The following is a 13188-nucleotide window of genomic DNA, read 5'->3' on the forward strand; positions in this document are numbered from 1 at the left end:
CGCCGGAGCGCCCACCGGCGCCAGCCGGGGAAGGACCACGTTTTTTACGCACTTCCACCTGCACGACCTTTGAACGGCCATGACTGAAACTTTGCCGCACGGACCCGGCATCAACCGTCCGTCCAACCTCCGGACGCCCTGCCGGCCGAAGGGACAAACGCCCCTTACCCTGATCCTGATCCTTGCCTTCGCTCATTGACCCGCCTGTTCACACCCATCCGCCGGAAAGGTCCGGCAGACCCGGGGATCGCCAACGGCCACCCCCGCAAAACGTCTGTTTTCACAACAAAGACGCGTAGCCAGCCCGCCGGCCGCCAGCGCCACATTCACAACACGTTCACGCCCGAAAACCTTAGCCAGTTCCTCGGCCGACAACGCATCAACGACAGGAATGTCCCGACTGCCCGATATCAGGCGGTCCAGTTCTTCCCTGCTTCCATCCGATGCGTGAACGATAACAGCAGCACGACGCTGCATAACCCATTCGCGCACCTTGACGAAGCCACTAATGGCCTGACCGGCGCGGCGCGCCAGCCCAACCACTTCTATCATCCGCCGGTGCAGACCCACTTCCACCTGAGAGAGAAGATCTTCCGGCACTTTGACCTGCATCCGCGCGGAGCGTGCGAACACGCCGCGTTTGCTGGCCTGTTCTATCACATCCCGGCGGGCACTCAACATATTCCCCGTCCCGGCAGCCGCGCGTCCAGGTCAGGGACAACTATGGATGAGGGTGAGATAACAAACCGCACCATCTGAGCCGGAATGCCTTCCTCCCGCGTGACCGCGCACCGGCGGAGGCTGCCCTTCTCTTCTGCTGCTGGCAAGAAATCACCACCCACCCTGTATCAAGGCCTCAGACGCCTGCCCCGCCTTCTGGCGTGGAGGAAGGGGTTGCGCCCTCTTCACCCTCAAACCAGTGCGCACGCGCTGCCATAATAATCTCGTTGGCGGCGTCTTCTTCTATGGCATCCGACCCCAGAATTTCGACCAGCTCATCGCCAGCCAGGTCACCGAGGTCGTCAAGAGTTTTTACACCCTTTTCACCCAGTGTCACAAGCATCTGGTTGGTGAACACCCCCATATTTGCAATATCGTCAGTAACACCAAGCTCCTGACGGCGCTCATCCAGCTTTTCTTCCTGCCGCACAAGGTGGCCTTCAGCACGCTGGACAAGTTCCTGCACCACCGAGTCGTCAAACCCGTCGATCCCGGCCAGTTCATCGGGGTCGGCAAAGGCCAGTTCCTCGATGCTGTGGTACCCTTCGGTCACCAGAAGGCCTGCGATCACGTCATCCACGTCCAGCGCTTCCACGAACTGGCCGCTACGACGGCGGAATTCTTCCTGGCGGCGTTCGGATTCTTCCGCTTCGGTCAGGATATCAATGTCCCAGCGGGTCAGCTGGCTGGCCAGACGGACATTCTGCCCACGCCGACCAATGGCGAGGGAGAGCTGGTCATCCGGCACCACAACTTCAACACGCCCGGCTTCCTCATCCATCACCACCTTGCTGACTTCAGCCGGGGCCAGCGCGTTGACCACAAAGGTCGCGGCCTGTGGGCTCCAGGGGATAATGTCGATTTTTTCGCCCTGTAATTCGGCCACAACAGCCTGCACACGTGAGCCACGCATACCTACGCAGGCCCCAACGGGGTCGATGGACGCATCGCGCGAGATCACGGCCATTTTGGCGCGCGAACCGGGGTCACGCGCTACGGCCTTGATTTCAATGATTCCGTCGTAGATTTCGGGCACTTCCTGCGCAAACAGCTTGGCCAGAAAGGCCGGATGTGTGCGGGAGAGGAAAATCTGCGGGCCGCGCGGCTCGTCACGCACGTCATAGATATAAGCACGCACGCGGTCGGAGTTGCGGAAAGTTTCACGCGGGATCAGCTCATCGCGGCGCAGCAGCGCCTCGGCGGAGCCGATCTCGACCAGCAGGTTACCGTATTCGGTCCGCTTGACGGTGCCGTTCACGATCTCGCCCACACGGTCCTTGAACTCGTTGTACTGGCGTTTGCGCTCGTATTCACGCACGCGCTGCACAATAACCTGTTTGGCGGTCTGGGCCGCAATGCGCCCGAAGTCGATCGGGGGCAGCGGGTCGATCAGATACTCGCCTGCCTGAATTTCGGGGCGAAACTTGCGGGCAATGGAGAGCGCGATCTGCGCGTCTTCATTTTCCACCACGTCCACAACTTCCGTCCAGCGGGAGAGGCGCACCTCGCCCGAGCGGCGGTCGATTGTGGCGCGAATGTCCTTTTCGTGCCCGTATTTGGCGCGGCCAGCCTTCTGGATGGCCTGCTCCATGGCCTCCAGAACCTCTTCACGGTCAATGCCCTTTTCGCGTGAAACAGCGTCTGCCACCAGCAGCAGTTCAGGACGGGAAACGGAGGTATCCATGCTCTCAGCTCTCCAAAACAGGCAGCTTTATCAATGCACCTTGGAAGCAGGGGGCTCTTTTTTGCCATCCTGCTCCACACCTGCATCCGTTGCAGGCTGTACCATACGGGCGCTGTCTTCAATCAGCGCATCGGTCAGCACCAGTCGCGCCTTGCGGATTTCGGCCAGTGGCAGAGCCACTTCCGTACCGTCATCCAGGCGCATACGGGCCACTGTCCCGTCGGACCCCAGAGAAATACCGGCAAAACGGCGCCGCCCTTCAATGGGAACCAGAACTTCCGCCTTGGCCTGATGCCCCGCAAAGCGGTCCAGTCCTTGGCACGTGTGAGCGGGCGATCTATTCCGGCGGAGGACACTTCCAGCGTCCACGCTCCCGGAATGGGGTCTTCCACGTCCAGCACAGCGCCTACGGCGTGGCTGATTCGCTCACAATCCTCAACATTGATCAACATTCCGTCCGCCCGGTCGGCCATGATCTGCACCGTGGGCCGCTCACGCCCCAGCACCGCCACACGCACGATCTCATACCCCATTTCCTCTACGGCGGGAGCAATCAGTGCAAGCAGGCGGCCTTCAAGGCCGGAATGGGCAGAAAGATCTTTGTCCAAAGCAAAAAAGGCGGCCCTTCTAAGGCCACCCCCCGAAACGTCATTCAAATTGAGAAGGATGATGGCTTATCTAATGCACAAAGGCCCAGACCGCAAGGGCAGAAACCACCAGCACCCTGTTTGCGCACAACTGACCATAAAAAATAAATTACCGCTGGACTAGTTTTGCGCATTGCGCGAACCCACAGACATGCTTTTATTGCTTTGGCTGCGACATATATGCAACGCTCCACCACGCTCTGAAGGAGGCTGACCGTTACCATGCAGAACAAGCCAGACCCGGCATGGCAGCCTCAACCCCAGGCGGCCGAGAAATCCCCCAACATGCGGCTCGGCCTCATTGGCATGGCGGCCTGCGTGCTTATGGCGGGGGCGGGCCTGCATTTCTATGGCGCGGGCAAGACCCAGCCCGGCAACGCCGTGGCTGCCGACTCCGCCATAGGGGCCGACTCCCAGCGCATGGGCCTGCCACTGAACGTGATTGCCCCGCAGAATGCGGCACAGGCACTCGCTGGCTCCAGTTTTTCCTCACAGCAGCAGGCGGACATTCTGGCCGCCGTCAAACGCCGTGACGTACGGCTGGTGGCCATGCCGGTCTATGATGCAACGGGGGCAGGCGGCATGATAACCCTTGTCTGCGGTCCGTGGCAGCAGAGCGTGGGGCTTACGACCAAACCCACAACGGTTATCCTGCCCATAAGCATGAGCGGGAATGTGGACATCATCCCCTCGGCTGCACCGGGTCCAGCGGGCATTGGCAGCGGGGCCATAACCGTTTTTGGCCCACAGGCCCTGCCTGTTCTTTATAAACAGGGGGATACCCTTGCACTTACGGTGATTGCGCAATGAAGGGCCTGCTCCCGACACTCAACCGGCTGATGCCGCTGATGATGGTGGTTTTTTTAATACTCGCCAGCATCCAGATCATACTCAGCCTGCACCTGTCCCTGCATTCCGTGGCGCATGTGCTGCAATGGTGCGCTTCCGCATGGCCGATTCTGGCAGTGAGCGGCCTTGTGCTGAGTGTTGCCGGACTGCTGTTTGAAACTCGGGCCGAACATCTGGCCCGCAAAGGGCTACTACGCCGACGGGGATTCATCATGGACGTTCTTGCCAGACTGACCAATCGCGCCGAACTGGAAGAAATGCTTGCGCGTGAACAGCGCGAAACCACCATAGACGCCGAGGAACTGGCCGCAAACCTGCGTGCGCGCGTGATCGGGCAGGATCAGGTGTGCGAAGATATTGCCGTGCAGCTTCGCCGCCGGCTGGCACTTCAGGTCCGTGGCAAACCGGTTGGCATCTTTTTGCTCGCAGGCCCTCCGGGTACGGGCAAAACCTACCTTGCCAAGCAGATGGCCCGCCAGCTTGAGCGCCCCCTGCTGCATTTTGACATGACACAGATGAGCAGCCCCCATGCCGCCACCCAGCTTTTTGGCTCACCCAAGGGCTATGTGGGCTCGGACACCTTTGGCAAGCTGACCGGCGGGCTGAAGGAAAAACCTGACGCGGTGGTGCTGCTGGACGAAATTGAAAAAGCCCACCCCGACGTGTTCAAAAAATTCCTGACCGCATGGAATGACGGACACATTACCGAGGCCTCCACCGGGCAGCAGATTTCCACCGTGCGGGCCATTTTTGTGCTGACCTCCAACATTGCCACCGATGCCCTGACCGAAATTGCCGACCGTCTGCACGATGACCCCGACCGCATGCGTGCCGAATCGGTGGAAGCCCTGCGTCAGGCTGGTTTTGCGCCAGAAGTGCTCAACCGTCTGGACCGTATTTTTGTCTTCCGCACCCTGCGTGGGCTCGACATTGCCCGTGTTGGCGCGCTGGAAATTGAAGCCATGATCGAAGGGTACGGCCTGAAGGTGGAAACCAGCGGCATTGACGCCTCCCTCCTGCTTGATGTCATGCGCCGCCAGAGCCGCATGGGCGATGCCGCCTCCGCGCGTGATCTGGTCCGCTCGATTGAAGACATGATAAGCGAATCCCTGATTATTGCCCGCCAGCAGGGGGCCACCATGGTCCGGCTGGTCAAGGAGGACGATGGCACCGTGGTGGCCAAGGTGGCCGACAACCGTGATGACGGACTGCATGCCCGCCTGACCCCCTGAGCCACCGGCCAGCCAGACCCGCTCCCACAACCAAGGCTACCGCATGACTGCTTTTACCCGCCTGTGGCACCGTGCCCCGCTCTGGCGCACCGCACTGATAACCGCAGGCGTATGCGGCACATTGTCCGTTCTGTTCCCCGCCCCGTGGCTGAGCACGCGCGTGCCGGGCTATGCTGCCCTGAGCAGCAAGCTCCACCACATGCTGCCCTCCGCTCTGGGCGGGAGCGAAGCCAGCGACGCCCTGCACCCAGATGAAGACCAGCGCACTGTCTCCATCCCCCCCATGGATGCGCAGTTTGAAGGCTCGGTCGCCTTTGCCGGGCGGCAGTTACCCCTGCCTGCGGGCAAATGGCACCCTATTGTGAATTTTCAGGATGACGTGGCCCACGGTGAAGTGCTGACGACACTTTATGTCCGCTCTGCCCAAGGCATTGTCACGGGGCTGATTATTGCGCAGGCCACCACCCAGTCCCTGCCGGTTGCCGCCGTGCACATGATTCAGGACGAATGCCACAGCACCTTCAACTTCATGAACGAGGCCGCCCCGCAGGACGGCAGCCGCAGCGAGTGCTGGATGACCACCCCCATACGGGTCGTGAACAACCTGTTCCTGACCTCCAACGAGGCCCTGCAGGCGCTCCTGAGTGACCAGATGTACATTCCCCCTGCCGTGCAGCGCCTGACGATGATGGGCTTTGACCTGCCGCCCGTTCTGGTCGATGCAGGCTGGAATCTGGTGGAAAAAAGCAAGTCCGGCACTGGGGTGGACTTTATGAGCGTGCACACACTGCTCAGCCCGGCCGAGGCAGGTGCGCGCCGGGTGCCCGGTGCACCAGAGAACTGGTCCCGCGCGGGTATGGCCGATTCGGCTGCGGTATCGGACTTTGTGCAACGCGCCAATAGCTGGCTACGTGGCTGGGTACCTACACTCCAGCGCGGGTTTGACAACAAGCTGACCCCGGGCGCCACCTCGGCTGCAGACGCCATAGACCCCGCCTTCCACGGCTAGAGGTTTGGCCTATGGCCCGCTCCACAAGCACAGGGCAGTCTGCACAGCCTACAAAAAAGGCCGGGTCCAACGCCCGGCCTTTTTGTGGATGCACAGATCTTACGGACCAGCAGCCCTTACGAAACGGGAGATAAAAGCCCCCCCACACGCAGCAGATCACCCGAAACTTCAACCAGAAAATCCATAACTGTGCGGGTGCGCAGCGGCAGGGTACGCGGGCCGGTATGCACGGCGTAAAACGGCAGGCCGGGGATGGTCCAGTCTGCAAACAGGCGGACCAGACGGCCACTGGCCACCGCATCGCGCACCTGAAACGCCGGAAGCAGGCCAACACCAATGCCCGCTTCCACCGCGTACAGGACTGCCTCACTGCTATTGGCGCGGAACACGGCGGAAGGAGCGATCACGCTCTCCTCCCCTTCGCGGTCAAAGTTCCAGTCCAGCCGGCTGGAGCCGTAGTTGTACACAACGCCGGGGTATTCGGTCAGTTCACGGGGGTGTTCGGGCATGTTGTGGCGTTGCAGGCAGGCGGGGGAGGCCACCAGCCATTTATGCACCAGCCCAGCTTGCGCGCGATCAGCGTACCCTCGGCAATTTCGCCCACACGCACGGCAAGGTCCAGCCCTTCCTCCACCAGATCGCCAAAGGAATCGCGCATGACAACCTCCACCGACAGGTCGGGGTGGCGGTCCAGCAGCTCACCCATTCTGCGCGTCAGGCACAGGCCAAAAGCCGTGGTCACGCCCAGCCGGACAAGACCGGAGACCGAGGCCCGCCTGCGACCCAGAACCGTTTCCGCCGTCTCCAGTATTTCCAGCACCTCATAGGCGTGGGGGAGCAGACTGCGGCCATCTTCGGTCATGGTCAGGCTGCGGGTGGTGCGCGCAAACAGCGTGGTGCCGTAATGCGCCTCCAGCAAGGCAATATGGCGGGAGATGGTCGGTTGGCTCACTCCCGTCTCGCGCGAGACAGCGGAGAATGAGCCTGTAGCGGCAACACGCACAAAACTGTGCAGTGCGGAAAGAAGATCCATGGAGGTCGGCACCGTTTCCTGTGTAGGCGGTCAGCCCTCTCCAGTGCTGCCAACAACAACAGGAAAGACAGTTCAGAGTGTGCCGGAAAATGGGCTCCAACCGTCCCGCCCTGTATTCAGCATGCTGTGTCAGGCTACGAGCTTGTTACCTTTTCTATTGCAGCAAGGTTAAGCCAGATACAACATATACAGAACAAGAACCCGCCATGCCTATAGCGCATTAGAGCTATAGGCATGGCGGCAAAATGGCCGGGATTATCTGCGGCGGGTGTGTGGCATGGACAGGCGTTTTTCTGCCAGTCGTGCCAGCCGCACAAACGGCAGGCCCAGCAGCAGGTAGGCTGCACCCACCATCAGCCCGTGCCAAAATAGTCAAAGTAAGCCGAAGAGAGGCGGATGTAGGTCTGCGTCAGTTCGGTCAGGGTAATCACGCTGACCAGAGACGAATCCTTGAGCAGCGAGATAAAGTCGTTGGTCATGACCGGCATAACCAGCCTGAACGCCTGCGGCACCAGCACATAACGCAGGGCCTGCGCGTGGGTCATGTTCAGCGCAAGCGCTGCTTCCATCTGCCCATGTGCAACCGATTGCAGACCGGCACGGTAGTTCTCAGCCTCATAGGCCGCGTAGTTCATACCAAGGCTGACCACGCCCGCCACAAAGGGTGACATGCTGATGCCAAATTCGGGCAGACCATAAAAAATGAACAGCACCTGAATAAGCAGCGGCGTACCGCGCACCAGTTCCACATAGGTTGCCGCAAGCCATGCCAGCGGGCGCGGACCATACAGGCGCAGCAATGCCAGACCCAGCCCCAGGGCCACTGCCACCACCATAGCGCAGAGCGAGACAAGCAGGGTCAGCCCCGCAGCGCGGATAAGCTGGGGCACAAAGCCTGCGTAGCGTTCCAGCTTGACACGGAACCCGCCCTTGCCCTGCAACTCGGCCACATAGGCGTTCCATGCCACCGGGGTAACGTTGGGCTGGGTCTGGTCGTTGGTCAGCTGCGCCATCTCGGGCGTCCACAGGTCCCAACGTGTCAGGATATGGTGCAGGCTCCCGTCCTGCTGCATGGCCACAAGGGCGGCATTCACCCGCTCGCGCAGTTCCGTATTCTTGCCCTTGGCAAAAGCAATACCATACTGCACGCGGCCAATGGGTTCGCCGACAATATGCAGGTCGGGATTGGTCTCACCGTAGTATTTGGCAATGGGGCCGTCGATCAGGATGGCGTCAGTACGACCATTAACCAGATCCATGAACGCATCTGTCTCTTCATCATAGGTGCGCAGGGATATCTTGGTGTTGTTGGTCAGCATACGCTCGGCCTGCGTATCCTTGATTGTGCCTACCGTGTGGCCCTCAAGGTCTGCCATGGTGGTGATCTGCTTGCCCTTGCGCCGCACCACAAGCCGTTCGGATGTCACATAATACGGGATGCTGAAGTCAATGCCCTCGGCATGTTCATCGGTCATCTCGATCCCGCAGATGACCATGTCGTACAGGCCACGTTGCAGGCCGGGAATAAGCCCGTCCCAGTCGTTGTTGATAAAGTCGAGCGGCGCGCCCATGTGGCGGCTGAGTTCCTGCATCAGGTCATATTCAAAGCCGGTAAGCTTGTTCTGATCCTTGAGGTCATGGAACGTGTAAGGCACATCGGCCGAGGAATCGGCAGCCCAGTGGAAAGGCTTGCTCTGTGCGTGGGCGGTGGAAGCCAGCTGTGGCCCACCCAGCGCGAGCAGGGCGCAGAACAGGCCAAACACTGCGCCCAGAAAGCGCCGAGGGCGGGGCTGTGGGATGTTCTTCACAGGACTGTCCTCATAAAACGGCGTGTCTGTTCATGAGCGGGGTTCACACACAGGACTTCTGGCGGACCGGCCTCGATCACATGGCCACCATCCATAAACACCACCGTGTCGGACGCGACCTCGGCAAAGCGCATGTCATGGGTAACAATAATCTGGGTCATGCCTTCATCATCGAGTGTGCGCATGACGTTGAGCACCTCCTCGGCCACAATGGGGTCAAGGGCGGATGTCGGCTCATCGTAGAGCATGATCTCGGGGCGCATGGCCAGTGCGCGGGCAATGGCCGCACGCTGCTGCTGCCCACCGGAGAGCGAGACCGGGTAACGCTGCGCCACCTTGGCCAGACCCACTTTTTCCAAAAGGGCCATGGCTTCCTCGCGGTCGGCTTCGGCATTGCCGCCCTTGACCACGCGCGGGGCGAGCATGACGTTATCCAGCACGCTCAGGTGCGGGAACAGGTTAAAACTCTGGAACACCATGCCCACATGGGTCCGCAGGCGATGAGCCAGATGCTCCTCCGCGCTGCGCCACGGGCCACCATTACGCGCAATGGTCACGCCCATGGCGGTGACCGTGCCACGGTCCGGTATTTCCAGGAAATTGAGACACCGCAGGAAGGTGGATTTACCGCAACCCGAAGGACCGATGATGGACACCAGCTCCCCCTTGCGGACCTGCATGGACACGCCACACAGTACTTCCCCCTCACCAAAGTCCTTGTGCAACTGTTCAGCACTCAGAACTACAGGGTCATTCATAGAAAAAGCCGACCCGGTCTGCACCGGGTCGGCAATAAGACGTTCACCTTGAACGGATGGGTTCTCAGGCAGCTTTCGTCATCCCTCGCAAGACGTACTGAAGGATGCCACCATGCCTGTAATACTCTACCTCGTCCAGAGTATCGACCCGGCAAAGCAGCGGTACTTCCTGCTTGGAACCGTCATTTCTTGTAATTGTCATAATCACGTCCATACGGGGCGTGAGTTTGTCTATTCCGGAAATGCTGATGACTTCATCACCCTTCAGACCAAGGGTCTGGCGGGTCGTGCCTTCCTTGAACAGCAGGGGCAGAACACCCATGCCAACAAGGTTGGAACGGTGAATACGCTCAAAGCTTTCCGCGATAACGGCCTTGATGCCCAGCAGCAGGGTACCTTTGGCAGCCCAGTCGCGCGAGGAGCCCATGCCGTATTCCTTACCACCGAATACAACCAGCGGTACGCCCGCTTCCTTGTATTCCATGGCCACGTCATAGATCGCGCCTTCCTTGCCGTCGGGGAAGTGCTTGGAATAGCCCCCTTCCGTACCCGGCACCATTTCATTCTTGATGCGGATATTGGCAAAGGTGCCACGGACCATGACCCGGTCATTCCCACGACGGGACCCGTAGGAGTTGAAGTCCTTGGGTTCCACGCCATGTTCGATCAGGTAGCGGCCAGCGGGGCTGTCCTTCTTGATGGAACCGGCGGGGGAGATGTGGTCGGTGGTGATGTTGTCACCCAGCAGAGCCAGAATACGCGCGCCGGAGATATTGCCCGGAGCCGTGGCTCAACCGCCATGTTCTTGAAGTACGGCGGGTCCTGCACGTAGGTGGACTTGGGGTCCCACTTGTAGGTTTCGGAACCGGTAGCGACCTTGAGGCCCTGCCATTCCTTGGTGCCCTTGCTGACGTTGGCGTAGCGCTTGATAAACTCTTCACGCGTGATGGAAGAGGCGATCAGGTCCGCAATTTCCTTGTTGGAAGGCCAGATGTCCTTGAGGTACACCGGCTTGCCATCCTTGGATGTGCCAAGCTGCGCGGTTGTAATGTCCTTGCGCATGGTGCCCAGCAGCGAGTAGGCGACCACCAGCGGCGGGCTGGCAAGGTAGTTGGCGCGCACGTTGGGGGAAATACGCCCCTCAAAGTTACGGTTACCCGACAGGACGGAAACAGCAACAAGGTTGTTGTTTTCAATCGCGTCCACAATGTTGCCCGGCAGCGGACCGGAGTTGCCGATGCAGGTTGTGCAGCCGTAACCAACCGTGTTGAAGCCCATGGCGTCCAGGTCTTCGGTCAGGTTGGAGCGGTTGAGGTAGTCGGTCACCACCAGCGAGCCGGGGGCGAGCGAGGTCTTGACCCACGGCTTGGGCGTCAGGCCCAGAGCGCGTGCCTTGCGGGCCACCAGCCCTGCGGCAATGAGCACGGCGGGGTTGGAGGTGTTGGTGCACGACGTAATGGCCGCGATCACCACATCCCCACTGCCCAGCTCATAGTTGGTGCCTGCGACCGGAACCTTCTTGTCGGCTTCTGCTGCGGGAACGCCAAGGGAGGAGGTCAGTTCTTTTTCAAACGCCGTGGTCGCACTCTTCAGTTCCACACGGTCCTGCGGGCGCTTGGGGCCAGCCAGAGACGGCACAACCGTGCTCAGGTCGAGTTCCAGCACGTCCGTGAACACGGGTTCGGGCGTTTTTTCGGTGCGGAACATGTCCTGCGCCAGCAGGTATTCCTTGACCAGTTTGATGCGGTGTTCGTCACGCCCGGTCTGGCGCAGGAAGTCCAGCGTCAGCTCATCCACGGGGAAGAAGCCACAGGTCGCACCATATTCTGGGGCCATGTTGGCAATGGTGGCGCGGTCGGCAACGGGCAGGTGGTCAAGAGCGGGGCCAAAGAACTCCACAAACTTGCCAACAACGCCCTTCTTGCGGAGCATCTGGGTCACGGTCAGCACCAGATCGGTGGCCGTAGCCCCTTCTGGCAGCTTGCCGGTCAGCTTGAAGCCGATCACGTCGGGGATCAGCATGGCAATGGGCTGGCCGAGCATGGCGGCTTCGGCCTCGATCCCGCCAACACCCCAGCCCAGAACGCCCAGACCGTTGATCATGGTCGTGTGGCTGTCCGTGCCGTAGAGCGAATCGGGGTACACATAGTCCTTGCCACCCACGTTGGCGGTCCATGCCACCTGCGCGATGTATTCAAGGTTCACCTGATGACAGATGCCCGTATCGGGCGGCACCACGGAGAAGTTTTCAAACGCTTCCTGGCCCCAGCGCAGGAAGGCGTAGCGTTCCGCGTTGCGTTCGAACTCAAGGGTGATGTTTTCCTGCAAGGCTTCATCGGTGCCTGCAAAGTCCACCATCACGGAATGGTCGATCACAAGGTTGACCGGCACCAGCGGGTTGACCTTCTGCGGGTCGCCCTTGAGGTTGACAATGCCGTCGCGCATGGCCGCAAGGTCCACAACGCCGGGAACACCCGTAAAGTCCTGCATAAGAATGCGGGAGGGCTTGAAGGGCACTTCCTTGGAGCTGGCCCCTTTGGGCAGCCAGCCAGCGATGGATTTTGCATCTTCCACGCTGTAGGAGCGCGCATCTTCAAACCGGAGGATGTTCTCCAGCAGAACCTTGAGCGAAACCGGCAGACGGCTTACGTCGCCAATGGTTTTTGCCGCTTCGGGAATGGAAAAATAGTGGTAGGTCTTACCGTCAACCTCAAGGGTGCGGCCTGTTTTAAGTGAGTCGTGGCCAACCGATTTCATCGTCGCTTTCTCCCCGATCACAGCCGATGGCTGGTGATGCGTTCAGGACACCGTTGTGTTCCGTATTGTTCCGCACGGCGCTGCGTGCGTGTCCGCTCTTCGGACAACCGGCTTGATATCCCGTTGGGGCTAGAACATACCGGCACAGATAAAAGGCACAAGCGGGGGAGCGACCACGAGCGCGCGAGCACTCCCGCTTTTTGTGTGATTACGGTAACAAAAAGGAGAAGTCCCATCTCCGTGAGCCACTCCAACACCCGTGCCGATGCCCCCTGCGGCCCCGCTGCGGCCCCTGCTCCGCTGCTGGTTGCGGACTCCCTGTGCGTGTTCCGCGGGGACCGTCTGGTGCTTGATGGCGTCAGCCTGTGCCTGCACGCAGGGGATGCCATGCTACTGACCGGCCCCAATGGCGCCGGCAAATCCACCCTGCTGCGTGTACTGGCCGGGTTGCGCAAACCCGATTCGGGGCAGCTGACATGGCAGGGACAGTCCATTTTTGCCGACCCCGCCGCCCATGCGGAGCGCGTGGCCTATATTGGCCACCAGGACGCGCTCAAACCCGGCCTGAGCGTGCGCGAAAACCTGCACCTGTTCACCCGCCCTGGTGCCAGCATGGCCGATGCGCTGGAGGCCATGGACCTACGCCCACTGGCCGACCTGCCCGCCCGCCTGCTGTCCGCCGGCAGAAGCG

7 protein-coding genes and 5 pseudogenes are annotated in these 13188 nt (G+C 60.5%); 4 read left to right on the forward strand and 8 right to left on the reverse strand.

Annotation, left to right across the window (positions count from 1 at the left end):
• From JCM25146_RS19900 to rimP, 4 genes and pseudogenes are all read right to left on the reverse strand, one after another.
• On the reverse strand, positions 1 to 196 hold a 196-nt coding region (locus JCM25146_RS19900), incomplete at its 3' end, for a translation initiation factor IF-2 associated domain-containing protein (RefSeq protein WP_035372752.1).
• A pseudogene (locus JCM25146_RS19905) lies at positions 193 to 842 on the reverse strand (RNA-binding protein). The pseudogene JCM25146_RS19905 and the gene JCM25146_RS19900, both read right to left, overlap by 4 nt.
• Positions 843 to 856: 14 nt before the next feature.
• Positions 857 to 2404 carry a transcription termination factor NusA gene (gene nusA, locus JCM25146_RS14620; protein ID WP_025828940.1) on the reverse strand — a complete coding sequence of 516 codons (1548 nt, stop codon included), beginning with the start codon at positions 2402 to 2404 and terminating at the stop codon, positions 857 to 859.
• A gap of 30 nt (positions 2405 to 2434) precedes the next feature.
• A pseudogene (gene rimP / locus JCM25146_RS19910) lies at positions 2435 to 3012 on the reverse strand (ribosome maturation factor RimP).
• Positions 3013 to 3273: 261 nt separating this feature from the next.
• Between rimP and JCM25146_RS14630 the strand changes: the two are divergent.
• From JCM25146_RS14630 to JCM25146_RS14640, 3 genes are read left to right on the forward strand one after another with little or no spacing between them, the layout of a single operon-like run.
• Complete coding sequence (locus JCM25146_RS14630) at positions 3274 to 3861, forward strand: hypothetical protein (RefSeq protein WP_025828942.1); 588 nt, start codon at positions 3274 to 3276, stop codon at positions 3859 to 3861.
• Positions 3858 to 5132 carry an AAA family ATPase gene (locus JCM25146_RS14635; RefSeq protein WP_025828944.1) on the forward strand — a complete coding sequence of 425 codons (1275 nt, stop codon included), beginning with the start codon at positions 3858 to 3860 and terminating at the stop codon, positions 5130 to 5132. Before JCM25146_RS14630 ends, JCM25146_RS14635 begins: the two co-directional genes overlap by 4 nt.
• Before the next feature lie 43 nt (positions 5133 to 5175).
• On the forward strand, positions 5176 to 6141 hold the full coding sequence (locus JCM25146_RS14640; RefSeq protein WP_025828946.1) for a hypothetical protein: 966 nt from the start codon (positions 5176 to 5178) through the stop codon (positions 6139 to 6141).
• Between the two features lie 116 nt (positions 6142 to 6257).
• Here JCM25146_RS14640 and JCM25146_RS19915 read toward each other — a convergent pair.
• The 4 genes and pseudogenes from JCM25146_RS19915 to acnA form a co-directional block, all read right to left on the reverse strand.
• A pseudogene (locus tag JCM25146_RS19915) lies at positions 6258 to 7174 on the reverse strand (LysR family transcriptional regulator).
• A 255-nt stretch (positions 7175 to 7429) separates the two neighbouring features.
• A pseudogene (locus tag JCM25146_RS19920) lies at positions 7430 to 8907 on the reverse strand (ABC transporter substrate-binding protein/permease).
• Between the two features lie 71 nt (positions 8908 to 8978).
• The gene (locus tag JCM25146_RS14655) at positions 8979 to 9740 is read right to left on the reverse strand and encodes an amino acid ABC transporter ATP-binding protein (protein WP_025828948.1); all 762 of its coding nucleotides are present in this window, start codon (positions 9738 to 9740) and stop codon (positions 8979 to 8981) included.
• 64 nt (positions 9741 to 9804) lie between these two features.
• Positions 9805 to 12497, reverse strand: a pseudogene (gene acnA, locus JCM25146_RS19925) (aconitate hydratase AcnA).
• 240 nt (positions 12498 to 12737) lie between these two features.
• On the opposite strand from acnA, the gene JCM25146_RS24270 reads away from it, so the two are divergent.
• The coding region (locus JCM25146_RS24270) for an ABC transporter ATP-binding protein (protein WP_408734925.1) at positions 12738 to 13188 on the forward strand (451 nt) is incomplete at its 3' end.

Origin of the sequence: Acetobacter okinawensis JCM 25146, from assembly GCF_000613865.1 — a bacterium.
GTDB classification, from domain to species: domain Bacteria; phylum Pseudomonadota; class Alphaproteobacteria; order Acetobacterales; family Acetobacteraceae; genus Acetobacter; species Acetobacter okinawensis.

Bases quoted from the DNA above. Each gene is read 5' to 3' on its own strand.
- nusA (WP_025828940.1), bottom strand. From the start codon at position 2,404: ATGGATACCTCCGTTTCCCGTCCTGAACTGCTGCTGGTGGCAGACGCT.
- JCM25146_RS14630 (WP_025828942.1), top strand. From the start codon at position 3,274: ATGCAGAACAAGCCAGACCCGGCATGGCAGCCTCAACCCCAGGCGGCC.
- JCM25146_RS14635 (WP_025828944.1), top strand. From the start codon at position 3,858: ATGAAGGGCCTGCTCCCGACACTCAACCGGCTGATGCCGCTGATGATG.
- JCM25146_RS14640 (WP_025828946.1), top strand. From the start codon at position 5,176: ATGACTGCTTTTACCCGCCTGTGGCACCGTGCCCCGCTCTGGCGCACC.
- JCM25146_RS14655 (WP_025828948.1), bottom strand. From the start codon at position 9,740: ATGAATGACCCTGTAGTTCTGAGTGCTGAACAGTTGCACAAGGACTTT.